The sequence below is a fragment of the Bradyrhizobium sp. in8p8 genome, assembly GCF_000426845.1.
In the GTDB taxonomy this organism is placed as follows: domain Bacteria; phylum Pseudomonadota; class Alphaproteobacteria; order Rhizobiales; family Xanthobacteraceae; genus Bradyrhizobium; species Bradyrhizobium japonicum_C.
Genome location: NZ_AUGD01000008.1, coordinates 285,129 through 303,029, shown reverse-complemented (window position 1 = coordinate 303,029; position 17,901 = coordinate 285,129). Strand labels below are relative to the sequence as shown.

The window sequence follows — 17,901 nt, the reverse complement described above, 5'->3', positions numbered from 1 at the left end:
CATGAGCGCGAAGCGCGTCTTCGCGCTCTGAGACCCGCGGGTCCATCTTTCTCGATGGATGGCCGGGTCAAGCCCGGCCATGACGAGAATGGGGTGACGAGTTACGCCGCCTTCGCGAGCGCGGCCTTGGTCTCGGCGAAGGCCCAGTCGATCCACTGCGTCAGCAGCTCGACGTCCCTGGCCTCGACGGTGGCGCCGCACCAGATGCGCAGGCCGGCCGGGGCATCGCGGTAATAGGCGAAGTCGTAGCCGGCGCCTTCCTTCTCGACCAGCGCGACCAGCTTCTTGGAGAAGTCGGCCTGCGCGTCGTCGGAGAGCGAGGTGATCGCGGGATCGGTGAACTTCAGGCACACCGAGGTGTTGGAGCGGATCGAGGCGTCCTTGGCCAGGAAGTCGATCCACGGCGTCTTCGCCTTCCAGTCGGCGAGCACCTTGGTGTTGGCATCGGCGCGTGCGATCAGCGCCTTGAGGCCGCCGATCGACTTGGCCCAGTTCAGCGCGTCGAGATAATCCTCGACGCAGAGCATCGACGGCGTGTTGATGGTCTCGCCGACGAAGATGCCTTCGTTGAGCTTGCCGCCCTTGGTCATGCGGAAGATCTTCGGCAGCGGCCAGGCCGGCTTGTAGGTTTCGAGCCGCTCCACCGCACGCGGCGACAGGATCAGCATGCCGTGCGCAGCCTCGCCGCCGAGTGCCTTCTGCCAGGAGAAGGTGACGACGTCGAGCTTCGGCCAGTCGAGCGCCTGCGCGAATGCGGCAGACGTGGCGTCGCAGATGGTCAGGCCCTCGCGGGTCGCACTGATCCAGTCCGCGTTCGGCACGCGCACGCCCGAGGTGGTGCCGTTCCAGGTGAAGACGACGTCGCTCTTGGGATCGACCTTCGACAGGTCGGGGATTTCACCGTAAGCCGCGCTCAGCTTGGTGACGTCCTTGAGCTTCAATTCCTTGACGATGTCGCTGACCCAGCCCTCGCCGAAAGACTCCCAGGCGAGCGTGGTGACGGGCCGCGCACCGAGCAGCGACCACAGCGCCATCTCGACCGCGCCGGTGTCGGACGCCGGCACGATGCCGATGCGGTAATCGGCGGGGACCTCGAGCACCTCGCGCGTCAGATCGATGGCGAGCTTGAGCTTGGTCTTGCCGATCTTCGCGCGATGCGAACGGCCGAGAGCTGCGTCCTTGAGATTTTGGGCGTTCCAGCCGGGGCGCTTGGCGCAGGGGCCGGAAGAAAAATGCGGCACGTTCGGCCGCGAAGCGGGCTTCGCTACGGTCATGATCTACCCTTCCAGATAGTAAGCCTCCCGTTGGGGGGAGGTGTCCCGCCGCGGCTGATACGGGAATCGGGAAGGGCAGTCAAGGAAGTTCCGGGGCCTCACGCGTCAGTGATGGGAGCTCCGGTGCAATTTCTGGAGCTTCGACAACAGCGAGCGCATTCAGCAAGTCCGTGGCATCGCTGATCAATTGCGCGGCCTTGCGGCGGCTGCCGACCTTCAAAATGCATTTGTCATTGGCCTGCACGACATAGCCGTTGCCGACCTTGATCATCGAATAGCTTGGCATCGAAATCCCCGAACCGACCGAGCTCGGTGTCAGAAGCTGCCGTAGCATTCTTCGTTCCTGTGAGAACGTGAACGACGGCTAGGTAGTTTACCAGCTCTTAAGATGAACGCATGCCCGACCTGATTTCGCCGGCCGCGCAACGCGCATTCCTTCCTGCCTCAAAAGCGGACAGTCATGCCGACGTGACTCGCCGTGAAGCCGAGCCGCTTGTAGAAGCGCTGCGCATCGACGCGCGTCTGATGCGTGAGCAGCTCGACGAGATTGCAGCCGCGCGCCTTCGCTTCCGTCACCGCCCATTGCACCAGTCGCTCGCCGATGCCGCGGCTGCGACAATCGGAAGCAACGCGAACGTCCTCGAGCAGGCCGCGTACGCCGCCTTGCGAGCTGATGCCGGGCAGGATCGCGAGCTGGAGGCAGCCGACCACCCTGCCCGCGCCCTCGGCCACCACGAGCGTCAGATTCGGATCGCGCTCGACCCGCGCGAATGCGTCGTAATACGAGGCCGGCAAGGGATCCTCCACACGCTCGCGTGCGCGACCGAGATGATCGTCGGCGAGCATCGCCACGATCGCGGCAACGTCCTCGCGGCGCGCGGAACGGATGACAATGGCATCGGCGTTCATGGCAGACAACTCCGCACCTCAGCGCGCCGGCGACAGGCCGAGAAACGCTTCGGCTTCGCCGATCCAGCGGCGGACGGAAGCATAGCGGCCGAGATCGAAGCCGCCTTCATGCGCGAGGCGCGTATAGGCCAGCAGCGACACGTCGGCGAGCGAAACTTCGTCGCCCGCGAAGAAGCGGCTGCCGGAAAGGTGCTGCTCCATGCGGTCGAGTGCCGCATAGCCGCGCTTGACCTTTTCGGGATCGAGCTCGGAGACGTCCTTTCCCAGATAGACCATGAGGAACCGGCACACCGCGATATAGGGCTCGTGGCTGTACTGCTCCCAGAACAGCCATTCGTCCATCTTGGCCGCCGTGAAAGCGTCGCGCGGGACAAGCGCGCTGTCGCGGGCGAGATAGCGGATGATGGCGTTGGATTGCGCCAGCGTGCGGCCGTCGTCGAATGCGACGGTCGGCACCTGGCCGGCGCCGTTCATCTTCAGAAATTGCGGCGTGCGCGTCTCACCCTTGCGGGTGTCGATCTCGATCCACTGGTAGGGCACTGCGAGCTTGTCGCAGACCCACTTCACCTTCAGACAATTGCCGGAATTGCTGTCGCCGTAAATCTTCATCGCAGCCCGCCCCACTTTCGGGCGACAGAGCATCAGGACGACGCGGCCGTGTCAACCGGCTGCAACGCCGGCCTAGAACTTGTAGCCGGCGCCCACACGAAAATTGTTCAAGTTGACGGAGATGTTCTTGGCGCTCGAAAACCCGACATGTTCCCACTCGCCGCGCAGGATCACACAGTCGAGCAGCGCGTATTCGATACCGATGCCTGCCGTCCATCCGTAGATGAAGCTGTTCACGCGTTGCTCGGACTGCGTCATCGTAGCGGAGCCGATGGTTGTGCGCGTGGTGACGCCGGTGTTGGGATCCGTGAAGTCGTCGTACTTCAGGTACGACACCGTCGCAAACCGCGATACATCGGCGCGTCCGATCGCGAGGCCGCCGAAGGCATAAGGCATGAAGTCTCCGCCGGACCATCCAACCCGACCCCGGAAGGTCACATAGTCCTTGAGCTGCAACGCGGCGCCGCCGCCCAGCGTCGTGTTGTAGGTATAGACGTGATTTGTGGGAGCTTCTTCGCCGGCGATCAATCTCGTCATGGAATCACTTGCGGTGCTCGCGAGATTGTTCATGTAGCTGTAGTTGGCTTCGACGCCCATCACAGCGTCGTAATACTGCCAGTTCCGGCCGACAAAGGCGCCGAATCCCGTCGTCTGCACGTGATTCTTCGGCAGCAGCGACCATCCTCCAACCGGGGCCTGCAGGATGCTGTCGCGCAGCATGAAATCCGTCATCGATTTCGGAGCGCGGCTGAAGTCCATCTCGGACGTGGCAAAGCCGAACTGACCACCGACGTAGAAGCCATCCCAATTGACGGATGACTTCGACAAGCCTTCGGTGAAGCCGCCCCGCAGCACCGGCAGGTCCGGCATGTCAGCCGCATGCGCGACAGACATCGTCCCCAACACCGCCGCTGCCAACACCAGCCTACGCATCACCACGCTCCATCGGACTCGAACTGTTGCGATGATCATCGCCTGTTAACCTTAACCAATGGTTGCGGCGGGTGCTTTCATCACTGCGCGCCATGAAAAATACGCAAAGCAAAACGGCGCGGGATGATCCCGCGCCGTTAAGAAGTCCTAACCGATCAGCGTGGGCGATCAGCCCTTGGTGACCAGCGGCGGCGGCATGTAGGCCGGCGGGCTGTTGAGATCCCAGCGCACGCCGAGCTTGATGTCGTGCGAGGTGATGTCCTTGATCTTGATCGAAGTCGGGCCGGAGGCGCTGTTGTCGAACAAGCGATAATTGCCGGGCGCCGCATCGCCGAGGTTCATGTAGCTGTAGGCCAGTTCGACGGTGAAGCCGGGGTTGACCTTGTAGGCGAGACCGGCGTGAGCGGCCCAGGCGAAGTTCCACTTTCCGTTGTCGGCGAAGTAGGCGACGCTGTTGTTGAGAGCCGGGCTGTACGACACGCCGTCGTCGCGGAAGCCGCTGATCTTGTTGTAGGAGCCGCCGACACCGGCGCCGATGAACGGCGTGATGCACCACCAGGTGCCGAGGTCGACATAGGCGTTGGCCATGACGACCCACTCGGACTTGCTGCCGCTGTAATTGTTGACGCCGACGAAGCCGGGTCCAACGACGTTGTCGCTGCCGTGCAGATTGGCTTTGCCGCGGTACTGCCCGATCAGGTCGGCACGAAACCAGTTGTTGAAGCGATAACCGACGCCGAGGCCGAACAGCGGCGAAGAGTCGAAGCCGAGGCCTTCCGTCGACTTCGTATACCCGGCCGGAAGGGCGCTATCGATGCGCTTGGCGCTCTGGTTGGTCATGCCGATGTCGCCGCGCAGATACCAGCCGCCGAAGTCGGCGGGCGGAGCCGGGGGCGCGTACATGGGAGGGGGCGCGGCGATCGGCATATCGGCGGCGAACGCCATCGACGAGATCAGGGTTGCCGCACTCGCGACAAGGAGAGACTTAACGCTACGCATTGGCTTCGTCCTTATGGCCGGTGAGGCTAAAAAACGAGCGCCTCACGTTCTGGAAACTCACGGCAGGACGATGCCAGCAAATGTTTAAGCGCCACTTAACCCTAATTTTTAAGGTTGATTTTTTCTCACTGCTCGCGCGGGCGCGGCGGGAGCGTTGCAGAAATGCAGCGCCGGCGGTTCGCAATTGCTAACGATGTATGAAGCCCTGGAGGCAGCAGTTGAGAATGCGTTAACGCGCGTGACGCGGCAGCTTTGGCAGGAACACCGCGAGCAGTCCGATCGCCGGCAGCCAGGCACAGACCTGGTAGACGAACTCGATCGAGGTATGGTCGGCTAGCTTGCCGAGCACGGCCGCGCCCAGGCCGCCGATGCCGAAGGCAACGCCGAAGAAAACGCCGGAGATCATGCCAAAGCGATGCGGCACCAGCTCCTGCGCAAACACGATGATCGACGACGTCGTCGAGGAGATGATCAGGCCGATGACGACGCTGAGCACGGCGCTGGCAACGAGCCCGGCATAAGGCAGCGCCAGCGTGAACGGCAGCGCGCCCAGGATCGAGATCCAGATCACGATCTTCCGGCCGAAGCGATCGCCCAGGGGACCACCGAGAAAGGCACCGACGGCGTTCGCCGCCAGAAAGATGAAGAGATAGATCTGGGCTGCCTGCGTCGAGACACCGAAGCGGTCCATCAGATAGAAGATGTAGTAGCTCGACAGGCTCGAGACGTAGAGCTGCTTCGAGAACAGGAGCGCGACGAGCACGGCCAGCGCGACGGCGACGCGGCGCGAGCTCGGCGCGTCGGGACGGGACTGGACAGCGGCCGTCGTCCTCGCCTTGATCTGCGGCGCGTACCAGCGGCCGATGCGCCAGAGGATGAGGATCGCGAGGAACGCGATCGAGGAGAACCAGGCGATGCTGCCCTGCCCGAACGGCACCACGATCAGCGCCGCCAGCACCGGCCCCATCGAGGTGCCGAAACTGCCGCCGAGCTGGAATACCGATTGCGCAAAGCCGTAGCGGCCGCCCGAAGCGAGCCGCGCGATGCGCGCCGACTCCGGGTGAAACACCGCCGAGCCGAGCCCGACCAGTGCAGCGGCGACGAGGATGACGAGATATTGCTGCGCGGCGCTGAGCAGCAGCAGGCCGAAGAAGGTCGAGGCCATGCCGATCGCCAGCGAATAGGGCTGCGCCTTCTTGTCGGTGTAGTGCCCGACGACCGGCTGCAGCAGCGAGGCCGTGAACTGGAAGGCCAGCGTGATCATCCCGATCTGCGCGAAATCGAGCGCATAGGTGTCCTTCAGGATCGGGTACACCGAGGCGATCAGCGACTGCATGGTGTCGTTGAGGAAGTGCGAGAAGCTGATGCCGGCGAGCACGATGTATGCCGGCCCTGCCGCCTTGCCGGCGGCGGGCGTCACATCGCTGACGACGACGGGCTCGGTCAGCGTTTCATCCGAGACGACAACAGGCTTGTTCAATGCAGCAATCCGGCGCGGCAGAACGCCGCGAACCGGTGATTACGATGCGAGCGGCAGCCAAACCACCGTCAATCGCAAATGGCTGGAATGCGTCTCTTACCCTCTCCCCTTGCGGGAGAGGGTGGCTCGCCGCATTAGCGGCGAGACGGGTGAGGGGTCTCTATCCAAACGAACAGCATTGCGAGTTGCGAGAACCCCTCGTCCGGCGCTTCGCGGCACCTTCTCCCACAAGGGCAGAAGGAAGAGAGCTCGCCTTACGCCGCCGCCTGGCCCAGCGCCGAAACGATGGTGTCGACGACGTCCTCGACCAGGATGCGGTCCTCGCCTTCGCCCATGACGCGGATCACGGGCTCGGTGCCGGAGGAACGGATCAGCAGGCGACCGTGGCCATTGAGCCGCTTCTCGCCGTCCGAGATCGCCGACTTGACGTCGGAATCGTCGAGCGGCTTGCCGCCCTTGTGCCGGACGTTCTTGAGGATCTGCGGCAGCGGATCGAAGCGATGGCAGACCTCGGACACGGGACGGCGCAGCTTCTGCACCACGGCCAGCACCTGCAATGCGGCAACGAAGCCGTCACCGGTGGTGGCATAGTCGGACAGGATGATGTGGCCGGACTGCTCGCCGCCGAGATTGTAGCCGCCGCTCAGCATCTGCTCGAGCACGTAGCGGTCGCCGACCGGCGTGCGCACGAGATCGAGCCCCTGCCCGTTCAGGAACCGCTCCAGCCCGAGATTGGACATCACGGTGGCGACGATGCCCGGCCGCGACAGCCGGCCGTCTTCCTTCCAGCTCTGCGCGATCACCGCGAGCAGCTGGTCGCCGTCGACGACATGACCGCGTTCGTCGACCAGGATGACGCGGTCGGCGTCGCCGTCGAGCGCGATGCCGATATCGGCGCGCATCTCGCGCACCTTCTTGGACAGCGCTTCCGGCGAGGTCGAGCCGCAATCCTTGTTGATGTTGAAGCCGTCGGGCTCGACGCCGATCGGCACGACGTCGGCGCCCAGCTCCCACAGCGCCTCGGGCACCACCTTGTAGGCGGCACCGTTGGCGCAGTCGATCACGACGCGAAGGCCATCGAGCGACAGATCGCGCGGCAGCGTGCGCTTGGCGAACTCGATGTAGCGGTCATGCACGCCATCGATGCGGCGGGCACGGCCGAGGCTCGCGCTTTGTGCGAGCCGCTTGTCGATGGGCTCGTCGAGCAACTGCTCGATCTGCTTCTCGACGTCGTCGGAAAGCTTGAAGCCCTGCGGGCCGAACAGCTTGATGCCGTTGTCTTCGAACAGATTGTGCGAGGCCGAGATCATCACGCCGAGGTCGGCGCGCATGGACTTGGTCAGCATCGCGACCGCCGGCGTCGGCATCGGGCCGACCAGCAGCACGTCCATGCCGACCGAGGTGAAGCCCGCGACCATCGCGTATTCGATCATGTAGCCGGACAAGCGGGTGTCCTTGCCGATCACGACCCGGTGGCGGTGGTCGCCGCGCTGGAACGCGAGACCGGCGGCCTGGCCGACCTTGAGCGCGAGCTCCGGCGTGATCAGTCCGTTGGCGCGGCCCCGAATCCCGTCCGTCCCGAAATATTTGCGGCTCATATCGTCCCCCAAGGCAGCAACCAGGGGATCCCCTCGACAACCACGGGCTTCCCGATGGGGACCCGCATCCCTGATTTGCTGGGGGTCTTATAAGGCCATCGCGGCTAACTTGGCTTCAAAAAATATGATGAATCATTACGGAACCGGCTGCGGGGCCGATTCGGTAAGGTCTTGTTAACGCTATGCTTCCCGCCAAATCGCCGCGCCGGGGCGAAACCCGTCCTACCCGCTGCGCTTCACATGGCCGTCCTCGCGGCTCGGCGGCGGCTGGGTGACGTTGACGGGATCGGAGCCCGGAAATGTCTCCTCCAGTCCCTCTTCGAGCGCCTCATCGAGATCCTGCTTCTCCTTGATCTCTTCCGGCGACGGTCCAGCGTGCGGCCTCGTCATGGCGCCCTCCTGCAAAACATCCCGCAAACGATTTGGCTGTGCATCCAACCATGCTAGATGACCCCGAAATGTTCCGATGCAAGACTGCTGGGTCAAAGACGGGCGGGGAAGCGACATGAAGCATATCACCTGTATCGACGATCTTCGTACGCTCCATAAGCGCCGCGTGCCGAAGGCGTTCTTCGACTATTGCGACCGCGGCTCCTATGCCGAGGAGACGCTGCGCGCCAACCGCGAGGACATGCAGGCGATCAAGTTCCGCCAGCGCATCCTGGTCGATGTTTCCAAGCGCGACACCTCGACCACGATCCTCGGCGAGCCCTCCACCATGCCGCTGATCCTGGCGCCCGTCGGCCTGCTCGGCATGCAGCATGGCGATGGCGAGATCCATGCCTGCCGTGCCGCGCAGGCGGCCGGCATCCCGTTCACGCAATCGACGATGTCGATCTGCTCGATCGAGGACATCGCCGCCAGTGTCGAGAAGCCGTTCTGGTTCCAGCTCTACGTCATGAAGGACCGCGGCTTCATCAAGGAATTGATCCAGCGCGCGATCGCGGCCAAGTGCAGCGCGCTGGTGCTGACCGTCGACCTGCAGGTGATCGGCCAGCGTCATGCGGACATCAAGAATGGCATGACGGTGCCGCCGGAATGGTCGCTCTCGAAGCTATTGGACTTCGCCAGCAAGCCGGCCTGGGTCTCCGGCGTGCTGCAAGGCAAGCGCCGCACCTTCGGCAACATCGCGGGGCACGTGAAGAACACCGAGGATCTCAACCGTCTCGCCGAATGGACGGCCTCGCAATTCGACACCTCCCTGAACTGGAAGGACGTGGAGTGGGTCCGCAGCATCTGGCCCGGCAAGCTCGTCATCAAGGGCATCTTGGACGTCGAGGACGCGGAGGAAGCCGCCAAGACCGGCGCGCAGGCTCTCGTCGTCTCCAACCATGGCGGCCGGCAGCTCGACGGCGCACCGTCCTCGATCGAGGTGCTGCCGGAGATTGCGGACGCGGTCGGCGACAGGATGGAGATCATGTTCGACGGCGGCATCCGCTCCGGCCAGGACGTGATGCGCGCGCTCGCGCTCGGTGCAAAGTCCTGCATGATCGGCCGCGCCTATGCCTATGGTCTCGGCGCCGGCGGCCAGGCCGGCGTCGCCAAGGCGATCGACATCATCCAGAAGGAGCTGCTCACCACGATGGGCCTGTGCGGCGTCAACAGGGTGGACGAGATCGACGATCACATCATTGCGGTCTAACACTCGTTATTCCGGGACGGTCCGAAGGACCAGACCCGGAATCTCGAGATTCTCAGGTGCGCAATTGCACACCATAGTTCGCGTTGTGCGCGCCCCGGAACGACATTCCGCCTCACATCGGCGGCGTCAGTCCGTCGCGGCCGACGCTGACGCGGTTGGTCTCGAACGAGCCGTCGGGCAATTGCTTCATGAAGGCGATGACCTTGGCACCTGGCTTCAACTCGGATCTGTCGCTCGGCACGAAGGTCACCACCGGGACGTTGTCGGGAACGAATACTTTCTTCTCGCCGTCCTTGTATTTCACCAGCAACGTGTGACCGTCATTGCCGACGACGCTTTCGGCCACGGTCGCATTGGTCATGCTGGAGTTGGGCTTGAGATCCCACGGCCGCGAGCCTTCGCCGGTGCCGCGCATGCTCTCCGGAAACACGTGGACCTCGACCGCGTTCTGGCTGCCGTCCGGTCCCGGCACGGTGGTCGCGCCGATGAACGAGCCCGGCTTGATGTCGGCGAGCGAAATCCTGGTGATCCCCGACACGTTCACATCGGAGGCGAGGTGAAGCTTGACCTCTTCACCGCTTCGCGACTTCACCTGCATGGTGTCGCCATTGACGCTCTCGATCGTGCCACGCACGCGCGTCGGCACCGGCGCCCTTTGGGCGAAGGCGCAGTAGGTTGAGACGGCCACCATCGCGACGGCGATCAGCGGACGTGTGAAGGTTGCACGTTGAACAGACATGACGGTCTCCGATTGTCCCCCACGATGGAGAACTCCGAAAGACCGCGCCCTATTCTCTCAAGACTTTGTGAGATCGGCCTCGACCAATGCGCGCAGCTCGGCCGTGACCTCGGGCCGCCGCCCAAACCACAGCTCGAAGCCGCGCACCGCCTGATGCAGCAGCATGCCGAGCCCGTCGGCGGTGCTCAGGCCACGCGCCCGTGCTTCGGCGAGCAGCGGTGTCGCCAGGGGAACGTAGACGAGGTCGGCAACGACCGCGGCTTGCGGCAGCCGCGCGACATCAATATCGAGTGAAGGCTGCCCATGCATGCCGAGCGAGGTCGTGTTCACGAGAAGTCTTGCGCGCGGCAGCACGTCGCCGATCGCGTTCCATGGCAGCGGCCTCACGTCCGGCCCGAACTGCTTTGCCAGCGTCTCGGCCCGGGCAACGGTGCGGTTGGCGACATGCACCCGCTTGATGCCGCGTTCGAGCAGGCCGAACACGACCGCGCGCGAGGAGCCTCCGGCGCCGAGCACCAGCGCCTCTTCCGCCGCGTCCCACCCGGGCGCGCTGGCGTCCAGATTGTTGATGAAGCCTTCGACATCGGTGTTGGTCGAACGCAGCTCGCCTTCGGCGAACCACAGCGTGTTGGCGGCGCCGACCGCCTTCGCGCGCGCGTCAGGCGTCGACAGCGCCAGCACGGCTTCCTTGTGCGGGATGGTGACATTGGCCCCGACGAAGCCGCGGAGCGGCAGCCGCAGCACGAAATCGCGCAGGTCCTCAGGCGGAACCGCCTCGATGACGTAGCCCCCCTCGATTCCGAGCGTGCGCAGCCAGTAATGATGGATCAGCGGCGAGCGCGAATGCGCGGCCGGCCATCCGATCAGACAGGCTGCGGGAGCTTTGGGCGCGGTCATGTTTCCCTCGGGTCGTTTCCGAGGCGATCCATTTCGCGTCGCGCCCGCCCTGTCAAGCGCGCGCCGTCAGTTCGCCCCGGCCTCGTCGGCGGTCCGGCCCTTGATGTCGGCGATGGCGCGCTCGAGGCTCGTGCGATAGCGCGCGCGCGGCGGCGTCACACCGTGGGTGAGCAGCGCGCGTCGGACCGTGGGCGATGCCCCCGTGATGAACAGCCTGATGCCCTGGCGGTGCGCCTTGGCGGCGACCCGGCCGAGCACGTTGGCCGCGGTCGAATCCAGGAACGGCACCGCGGCGAAGTCAACCACGAAGGCCTTGCGCTGGTCGGCGATGCCGTCGAGCACGCTGCCGATCGCCGAGGCAGCGCCGAAGAAGAACGCGCCGGTGATGCGATACACCAGCACGTCGCGATCGACCGCAAGCGCGGGATCGTAAGGCACGCGTTCGCCATTGCCGTCGTCGGGGCGATCGTCGGCCACCAGCGGCGTCCGCTCCTCGATGCCCGTCATCTCAGCCATGCGATGGATGAACAGCACCGCGCCGAGGGCGAAGCCGACCAGGATGCCTTCGGTCAGATCGCGGAAGACCGTGAGCAGGAAGGTTGCGAGCAGCACGACGGCATCGCCCCATGACGAGCGCAGGAGCGTCGCGAACTCGTGCTTCTCCGCCATGGTCCAGGCCACCACGACCAGCACGGAGGCCAGCGCGGCGAGCGGGATGTAGCTCGCCAGCGGCGCGGCGATCAGCATGAACAACAGCAGGAAGACCGAATGCAGCATGCCCGCAATCGGTCCGCGCGCGCCGGCGCGGATGTTGGTTGCGGTGCGGGCGATCAGGCCGGTGACGCAGATGCCGCCGAACAGCGCCGAACCGACATTGGCGGCGCCTTGCGCCACCAGCTCGCAATTGGAGCGATGACGACGGCCGGTCATGCCGTCGGCGACCACGGCCGACAGCAGCGACTCGATGGCGGCCAGCAGCGCGAAGGCGATCGCATCCGGCAGCACCGCCCTTGCCTTCTCCAGCGAGAACGCAGGCAATGCGGGCGAGGGCAGCTCGCGCGGAATACCGCCGAACCGGGAGCCGATCGTTTCCACGGGCAGCGACAATACGGCAGTTGCGACCGCCGCAAACACGACAGCGATCAGGATGCCGGGCCAGGACGGCCGCCAGCGGCGCAAGGCAGCGATGATGGCGATGCTGACGAAGGCCACCGCGACGGCGGACGGATTGACGGTGCTGATCCCGCCGGCGAGCGCAACGAGCTTCGGCACGAACTCGCTGGGCTCTTTTCCCGCAAGCGTGATGCCGGAGAGATCGCGGAGCTGGCTGGCGAAGATGATCACCGCGATGCCGGCGGTGAAGCCGACCGTGACCGGATAGGGGATGAACTTGATGTAGGTGCCGACCCTGAGCAGGCCCGCGGCGACCAGGAAGAGGCCCGCCATCATGGTGGCGAGGATCACGCCATCGACGCCGTGACGCTCCGCAGTCGCTGCGACCAGGACGATGAACGCACCGGCAGGTCCGCCGATCTGGAACCGGCTGCCGCCGAGCAGGGAAGCGATGAAGCCGCCGACGACGGCGGTATAGAGGCCGCGGTCCGGCGTCACGCCCGAGGCGATCGCGATCGCCATCGACAGCGGCAGTGCCACGATCGCAACCGTGAGGCCGGCGAAGACGTCGGCGCGGAAATCCGCGACGCCGTAACCTTCACGCCAGACGGTGACGAGTTTCGGCAGGTACAGTTCCGCGAAAGTCGGACGACGCAGCTGATGCAGCTTGGCCGCTTGATCCGTTGTGATGCTCATGCACGACGCTCCGAAGCATCGTGCGTCCCGTGTTGCCGAGGTGCGACGATGCGCTTACCCATCCTGACCCCGAGCACGATCAACCTCCGATCATGCCCCGATGCGGCGCGGCGGCCCCGGCTCCTTCAGGCGAACGCCACGCCCGCCACTGTCGCTGCGCGCCTGTTCGCCGATCAGCTCGATGCCGGCCCGGTCAAACGCCTCGACCACCTTGATCAGGGTCTCGACCACGCCGCGAACGTTGCCGGTCGAGGCCTCCATCCGCTGGATGGTCGGCAGTGACACGCCGGCAAGCTCGGCCAGGGTTTTCTGGTCAATGCCAAGCAGCGCCCGGGCTGCGCGCATCTGAAACGACGTGATCACCTCAGCCTCACTTATGGGCACCTATAGATGATATCTAGAACATATACAATGATGTAAAATACATCATTCATGCGCATGCGCAAGGGGGCCTGATCTCGCCCCTCGTGGTGAATGCGCGGCAGAAATGAAGGGCCGTACAGGAGGTGACAGCCTCTCACCCCCCTCCCCGTGAAGATGTTCAGACGGGGAAAGGGGGAGAGAGGCCGTTACCTCCCCGCTGGAATCACGCCGCGTGCTGATGCGCGGCGATGATCTGGTCGGCGGCGCGGCCGGTGACCTCAGCCATGTGATCGAACTGGCGGGTAAAGCTGCCGGCGCCGGCGGTGGCCGAACGCAGTTCGACGATCAACTCGCCGATCTCGGCCTCCGGCATCATGGCGCGGACGCAATCCCACCCGCTCCAGCCCTCGCGAGTGTCGAAGCCGAGGATCTGCCCGCGCCGCGCCGACAGGATCGCGTTGATCTTGGCCGTAGCGTCGGTCGGGCAGACGATCTCGACCATGTGGATCGGCTCCAGCAGCACCGGCTGGCATTGCGGCAGGCCTTCGTTCAATCCAATGCGCGCCGCCGTGCGGAAGGCGAGATCGGAGGAGTCGACGCTGTGATACGAGCCGTCCGTCAACGTCACCTGCACGTCGGTGACAGGAAAGCCGAGCGGGCCGCGCGCGAGGCCGTCGACGACGCCCTCTTCCACCGCCGGGATGTAGTTGCGCGGCACCGCGCCGCCGACCACCTTCTCGGCGAACTTGAAGCCTTCGCCGCGCGGCAGCGGCTTGATGTCGAGCACGACATCGCCGAACTGGCCGTGGCCGCCGGACTGCTTCTTGTGACGACCGCGCTGGGTGATCGGCTTGCGGATGGTTTCCTGATAGCCGATAGCCGGCGGATGCGAGGTGACCTTGACGCCGAAACGATCGCGCAAGCGCTCACCGGCGACACGCAGGTGCATCTCGCCCTGTCCCCACAAGACGGTGTCGTGGGTCTGAGCGTTCTGCACGACGACCAGCGAGGGATCCTCCTCATGCAGCCGCGTGAGCGCCTGGCCGAGCTTGACGTCATCCTTGCGGTCGGTGGCGGCGACCGAGATCGCAAGTACCGGCGGCGTCGGCTCGATCGTGATCAATGCAGCGGGCGGGCTCTTGCCGTTCGAGATCGTGTCGCCGGTCTTCACCGTATCAAGCTTGGCGAGCGCCACCGTGTCGCCGGCTTCGGCCGAAGCACGCTTGGTGTCGTAGGCGCCGTTGACGGCGAGGATGCCGGAGATGCGCCCCGCACCGCCCGAGGAGGATTGCAGCGTCGCCCCATCGTCGAGACGGCCGGCGAGCAGCCGCGTCAGCGACAGCTTCCCGCCGTGCTGCGAATGCAGCGTCTTGAAGACATAGCCGAGTGCGTCCTTGCTCTCGGGTACGCCGAGGCGTTTTGCCGTCTCCGCGACCCCGGGCGCCTCGTGACGCAACGCTTTCATCAGGCGCAACACGCCGTTCTCGCGCACGGCTGCACCCAGCAGCACCGGGCAAATCAGCCCCTCCCGCAATTCGCGGGCGAGATCGTCGAATACGGCATCCCGCGGCGGCTGGATGTCCTCGAGCAATTGCTCCATCAGCGCGTCGTCGTGATCGGCGAGCTTCTCCAGCATCGAGAAGCGCGCTTCCTTCTCGCGATCGAGATCGCCGCCTTCGAGCGCGACCACCTCCGAGGCCTTGTGCTCGCGATAGACGAAGGCGCGCTCCAGCGCGAGATCGACGAAGCCTTCGATCAGCTCGCCCTTCCAGATCGGGATCTGGCGCAGCACCAGCGGCACGCGGGAGGCGGGCTGCAGCATCGCGAGGGTCTCGCGGATGCGCTGGCTGGCGCGATCGATCTTGTTCAGGAACAGGAACCGCGGGATCTTCAGCTCCTCGAGCTCGCGCAGGATGATCTGAAGCTGCGGCAGCTTCTTCTCGTCGGCCTCGCAGACCACGATCGCAGCATCGACCGCGGGAAGCGCGGCGCGCATGTCGTGGGCAAACTCGACGGAACCGGGACAATCGAGAAAGGTGTAGCTGTCGCCCATGAAGCTCGTCGTGGCGGCAGTCAACCCGACGGTCATCTTGTGATGACGGGCCTCTGGCGTGGCGTCGCCGACGGAAGTGCCGGCGTCGACACTGCCGGCGCGCGGGATTGCGCCCGTCCGCGCCATGATTGCTTCCAAGAGTGTGGTCTTACCGCTTTGGAAAGGGCCCACCAGTGCGATGCACCGTGGACCCGACGTTTTATTGACTGGGGGACTTCTGACGTCTTGTCCCATTCGCCGCCTCCTTCTTGTGGAGCTCGGCCCATCATTGGGTCGGCAAACGCTGATGCTCTGCCCGTCCCCGAGATTTGGCAAGCGTCAAACGTCGCTGCGGTGCGTCGTCAGTTGGATCGAGTTTTATAGTGCCTGATGAGATCCAGCGTGATGAGATCAAATCGGCCAATCGCCGGTGTTCCACCTCTCGCAATCAGGAGAGGTGAACGAAGCACCACCGGCGGTGCGCCTTAGCGGCCGGGTCGGAGTTCCAAACTTTCGAGGCCGGCCGCGATATTGAGGCCGACCTGACCCTGGACGCTCAGCGGCTGCAGCGCGATCGAATTGTTGGAGCCGCCGACCAGGACGTTGCCGCCGAGACCGACGCCGATCGAGGCGCTGCCCTGCGCGCCCACGTAATTCCCGGAGAGGTCGCCGGGGCCGAGGCGGTCGACCGGTGCAAACACGCCCCAGGCGAGCGCGGTCTCCTGGGTGATGCCGATGTCGAGGCCCACCTTGCGGATCGTCGCGACATAGCGATCATCGGGCAAGCCGTCGGCCCGCAGCACGCAGCCGAGATGAGTCACCGATCCCACGATGAAGCCCACACTGGCGCCGCCGCGGCATTCGAGCACGCCGATCCGCGCCATCCGCTGCTGCGCGCCACTGCTCGTGACGGAGGCAACGAGGCTGGCGGCGGTGAGCCCGGCGAGGAGGAGCGAACGGCGCATGAAAGATATCTCCGCGATGATGTGATCCGAGCAGAGAGCGCCCCACCCGTGTTGCGCGATGATCTATGCCACAACAGCCGCAATGGTGCCAGATCGCGCGCAAGGAAAGCGTGCAACCAACCAAAAAGGCCCGCCGGAGGCGGGCCTTTTCGATGTCTCGTCGCGACTGAGTCTCAGCGCAGGTTGCCGCAGAAGCGCTGGATGCGCTTGCAGGCGTCTTCGAGGTCCGAGGTCTTGGTCGCATAGGAGATGCGGAACGCAGGTCCAAGACCGAAGGCCGAACCCTGCACCACGGCGACGCCTTCGGTTTCCAGCAGCTCCGTGACGAATTGCTCGTCGTTCGCGATCACGTTGCCCGACGGCGCCTTCTTGCCGATAGTGCCGGCGCAGGACGGATAGACGTAGAACGCGCCCTCGGGACGCGGGCACTCGATGCCATTGGCCTGGTTGAGCATGGAGACCACGAGGTCGCGGCGCTCCTTGAACACCTTGTTGTTGGCCGGGATGAACTCCTGCGGCCCGTTCAGAGCCTCGACCGAGGCCCACTGCGCGATCGAGCACGGGTTCGAGGTCGATTGCGACTGGATCGTCGCCATCGCCTTGATCAGATGCGCCGGACCGCCGGCATAGCCGATACGCCAGCCGGTCATGCAATAGGCCTTGGAGACGCCGTTCACGGTGAGCGTGCGGTCGTAAAGACCCGGCTCGACCTGCGCGACGGTGGTGAACTGGAAGTCGTCATAGACGAGATGCTCGTACATGTCGTCGGTCATCACCCAGACATGGGGATGCTTCACCAGCACGTCGGTGAGCGCCTTGAGTTCCGAACGCGTGTAGGCAGCGCCCGTCGGGTTCGAGGGCGAGCACAGGATGACCCATTTGGTCTTCGGCGTGATCGCGCGCTCGAGCGCTTCCGCCTGGAGCTTGAAGCCGGTCGCTGCGGTGCAGACCACGGGCACCGGCTCCCCGCCGGCGAGCGCGACCATCTCGGGATAGCTGACCCAATAGGGCGCGGGAATGATCACCTCGTCGCCCGGATTGATGGTCGCCATCAGCGCGTTGTAGAGCACCTGCTTGCCGCCGGTGCCGACGATGATCTGGTTCGGCTTGTAGACGACGCCGTTCTCGCGCTGAAACTTGGCGATGATCGCTTCCTTCAGCTCAGGGATGCCGTCGACCGCAGTGTACTTGGTCTTGCCGGCCTCGATGGCATGGATCGCCGCCAGCTTGATGTTGGCGGGCGTGTCGAAGTCGGGCTCGCCGGCGCCCAGGCCAATGACGTTACGCCCCGCCGCTTTCAGCGCGCGTGCTTTGTCCGTGACCGCGATGGTCGCGGACGGCTTCACACGGTCGAGCGCAGCGGCAAGGAAGGACATCATCATCTCCTGGCGAGCGTCGTGAAGCCTTTCGCCTCACGACTCTGATTGTGGGAATGCGCCACCCTAAAACGTGCGCCGCTGCGCCGCAAGAAACTTCGGCCTGATCGCGGAAAAACTTACGGATATCGAGCGGTTCAAGCCGTGATTTCCCGCAATTTTCCGCAACTTTGCCTCCCGAATGGCTCATATCCGACAAGGCTTGTCCTCGGAGCAATTTTGCGTGGTGCATCTCTCCAAAGCCGCTCGTCGACACGCCCGGGCTTGCCCCGGCAT

At 64.7% G+C, this 17,901-nt stretch carries 17 protein-coding genes; 1 reads left to right on the top strand and 16 read right to left on the bottom strand.

What is annotated here, in order from left to right; all coding sequences use genetic code 11:
* Positions 1-101: 101 nt before the first annotated feature.
* From K408_RS0121655 to K408_RS42825, 9 genes are all read right to left on the bottom strand, one after another.
* Positions 102-1,274 carry a phosphoserine transaminase gene (locus K408_RS0121655; RefSeq protein WP_024340401.1) on the bottom strand — a complete coding sequence of 391 codons (1,173 nt, stop codon included), beginning with the start codon at positions 1,272-1,274 and terminating at the stop codon, positions 102-104.
* A gap of 79 nt (positions 1,275-1,353) precedes the next feature.
* Positions 1,354-1,545 (bottom strand): hypothetical protein, encoded by a 192-nt coding sequence (locus K408_RS0121650; protein WP_230646619.1) that lies wholly within the window; start codon positions 1,543-1,545, stop codon positions 1,354-1,356.
* 173 nt (positions 1,546-1,718) lie between these two features.
* A complete protein-coding gene (locus K408_RS0121645) occupies positions 1,719-2,183 on the bottom strand; it encodes a GNAT family N-acetyltransferase (protein ID WP_024340403.1) in 465 nt (154 codons plus the stop codon).
* A gap of 18 nt (positions 2,184-2,201) precedes the next feature.
* Entirely contained in the window at positions 2,202-2,792 is a 591-nt protein-coding gene (locus tag K408_RS0121640) for a glutathione S-transferase family protein (protein WP_024340404.1), read from the bottom strand.
* Between the two features lie 72 nt (positions 2,793-2,864).
* Entirely contained in the window at positions 2,865-3,725 is an 861-nt protein-coding gene (locus K408_RS0121635; RefSeq protein ID WP_024340405.1) for an outer membrane protein, read from the bottom strand.
* 168 nt (positions 3,726-3,893) lie between these two features.
* Entirely contained in the window at positions 3,894-4,724 is an 831-nt protein-coding gene (locus K408_RS0121630; RefSeq protein ID WP_024340406.1) for an outer membrane protein, read from the bottom strand.
* Positions 4,725-4,953: 229 nt separating this feature from the next.
* Positions 4,954-6,204, bottom strand: coding sequence for an MFS transporter (locus K408_RS0121625; RefSeq protein WP_024340407.1), 1,251 nt, complete (start codon positions 6,202-6,204; stop codon positions 4,954-4,956).
* Between the two features lie 254 nt (positions 6,205-6,458).
* Positions 6,459-7,802: a phosphoglucosamine mutase gene (gene glmM / locus K408_RS0121620; RefSeq protein ID WP_024340408.1), complete on the bottom strand. Its 1,344-nt coding sequence runs from the start codon at positions 7,800-7,802 to the stop codon at positions 6,459-6,461.
* Positions 7,803-8,024: 222 nt separating this feature from the next.
* Positions 8,025-8,192 carry a hypothetical protein gene (locus K408_RS42825; RefSeq protein WP_196232388.1) on the bottom strand — a complete coding sequence of 56 codons (168 nt, stop codon included), beginning with the start codon at positions 8,190-8,192 and terminating at the stop codon, positions 8,025-8,027.
* Between the two features lie 115 nt (positions 8,193-8,307).
* On the opposite strand from K408_RS42825, the gene K408_RS0121610 reads away from it, so the two are divergent.
* Complete coding sequence (locus tag K408_RS0121610) at positions 8,308-9,444, top strand: alpha-hydroxy acid oxidase (protein WP_024340409.1); 1,137 nt, start codon at positions 8,308-8,310, stop codon at positions 9,442-9,444.
* A 112-nt stretch (positions 9,445-9,556) separates the two neighbouring features.
* Here K408_RS0121610 and K408_RS0121605 read toward each other — a convergent pair whose 3' ends face one another.
* The 7 genes from K408_RS0121605 to K408_RS0121575 all read right to left on the bottom strand — a co-directional run bounded on the left by K408_RS0121605 (position 9,557) and on the right by K408_RS0121575 (position 17,625).
* Positions 9,557-10,183, bottom strand: a complete 627-nt coding sequence (locus K408_RS0121605; protein WP_024340410.1) for a hypothetical protein — start codon at positions 10,181-10,183, stop codon at positions 9,557-9,559.
* A 57-nt stretch (positions 10,184-10,240) separates the two neighbouring features.
* The gene (locus K408_RS0121600; protein ID WP_024340411.1) at positions 10,241-11,080 is read right to left on the bottom strand and encodes a shikimate dehydrogenase; all 840 of its coding nucleotides are present in this window, start codon (positions 11,078-11,080) and stop codon (positions 10,241-10,243) included.
* 66 nt (positions 11,081-11,146) lie between these two features.
* On the bottom strand, positions 11,147-12,889 hold the full coding sequence (locus K408_RS0121595; RefSeq protein WP_024340412.1) for a SulP family inorganic anion transporter: 1,743 nt from the start codon (positions 12,887-12,889) through the stop codon (positions 11,147-11,149).
* 90 nt (positions 12,890-12,979) lie between these two features.
* On the bottom strand, positions 12,980-13,252 hold the full coding sequence (locus K408_RS0121590; RefSeq protein ID WP_024340413.1) for a helix-turn-helix domain-containing protein: 273 nt from the start codon (positions 13,250-13,252) through the stop codon (positions 12,980-12,982).
* Between the two features lie 223 nt (positions 13,253-13,475).
* A complete protein-coding gene (locus K408_RS0121585) occupies positions 13,476-15,539 on the bottom strand; it encodes an elongation factor G (RefSeq protein WP_024340414.1) in 2,064 nt (687 codons plus the stop codon).
* Between the two features lie 230 nt (positions 15,540-15,769).
* On the bottom strand, positions 15,770-16,249 hold the full coding sequence (locus K408_RS0121580; RefSeq protein WP_024340415.1) for a DUF992 domain-containing protein: 480 nt from the start codon (positions 16,247-16,249) through the stop codon (positions 15,770-15,772).
* 173 nt (positions 16,250-16,422) lie between these two features.
* Positions 16,423-17,625 (bottom strand): pyridoxal phosphate-dependent aminotransferase, encoded by a 1,203-nt coding sequence (locus K408_RS0121575; protein WP_024340416.1) that lies wholly within the window; start codon positions 17,623-17,625, stop codon positions 16,423-16,425.
* Between the last annotated feature and the right edge of the window lie 276 nt (positions 17,626-17,901).

Bases quoted from the DNA above. Each gene is read 5' to 3' on its own strand.
- K408_RS0121655 (WP_024340401.1), bottom strand. From the start codon at position 1,274: ATGACCGTAGCGAAGCCCGCTTCGCGGCCGAACGTGCCGCATTTTTCT.
- K408_RS0121650 (WP_230646619.1), bottom strand. From the start codon at position 1,545: ATGATCAAGGTCGGCAACGGCTATGTCGTGCAGGCCAATGACAAATGC.
- K408_RS0121645 (WP_024340403.1), bottom strand. From the start codon at position 2,183: ATGAACGCCGATGCCATTGTCATCCGTTCCGCGCGCCGCGAGGACGTT.
- K408_RS0121640 (WP_024340404.1), bottom strand. From the start codon at position 2,792: ATGAAGATTTACGGCGACAGCAATTCCGGCAATTGTCTGAAGGTGAAG.
- K408_RS0121635 (WP_024340405.1), bottom strand. From the start codon at position 3,725: ATGCGTAGGCTGGTGTTGGCAGCGGCGGTGTTGGGGACGATGTCTGTC.
- K408_RS0121630 (WP_024340406.1), bottom strand. From the start codon at position 4,724: ATGCGTAGCGTTAAGTCTCTCCTTGTCGCGAGTGCGGCAACCCTGATC.
- glmM (WP_024340408.1), bottom strand. From the start codon at position 7,802: ATGAGCCGCAAATATTTCGGGACGGACGGGATTCGGGGCCGCGCCAAC.
- K408_RS42825 (WP_196232388.1), bottom strand. From the start codon at position 8,192: ATGACGAGGCCGCACGCTGGACCGTCGCCGGAAGAGATCAAGGAGAAG.
- K408_RS0121610 (WP_024340409.1), top strand. From the start codon at position 8,308: ATGAAGCATATCACCTGTATCGACGATCTTCGTACGCTCCATAAGCGC.
- K408_RS0121605 (WP_024340410.1), bottom strand. From the start codon at position 10,183: ATGTCTGTTCAACGTGCAACCTTCACACGTCCGCTGATCGCCGTCGCG.
- K408_RS0121600 (WP_024340411.1), bottom strand. From the start codon at position 11,080: ATGACCGCGCCCAAAGCTCCCGCAGCCTGTCTGATCGGATGGCCGGCC.
- K408_RS0121595 (WP_024340412.1), bottom strand. From the start codon at position 12,889: ATGAGCATCACAACGGATCAAGCGGCCAAGCTGCATCAGCTGCGTCGT.
- K408_RS0121585 (WP_024340414.1), bottom strand. From the start codon at position 15,539: ATGGGACAAGACGTCAGAAGTCCCCCAGTCAATAAAACGTCGGGTCCA.
- K408_RS0121580 (WP_024340415.1), bottom strand. From the start codon at position 16,249: ATGCGCCGTTCGCTCCTCCTCGCCGGGCTCACCGCCGCCAGCCTCGTT.
- K408_RS0121575 (WP_024340416.1), bottom strand. From the start codon at position 17,625: ATGTCCTTCCTTGCCGCTGCGCTCGACCGTGTGAAGCCGTCCGCGACC.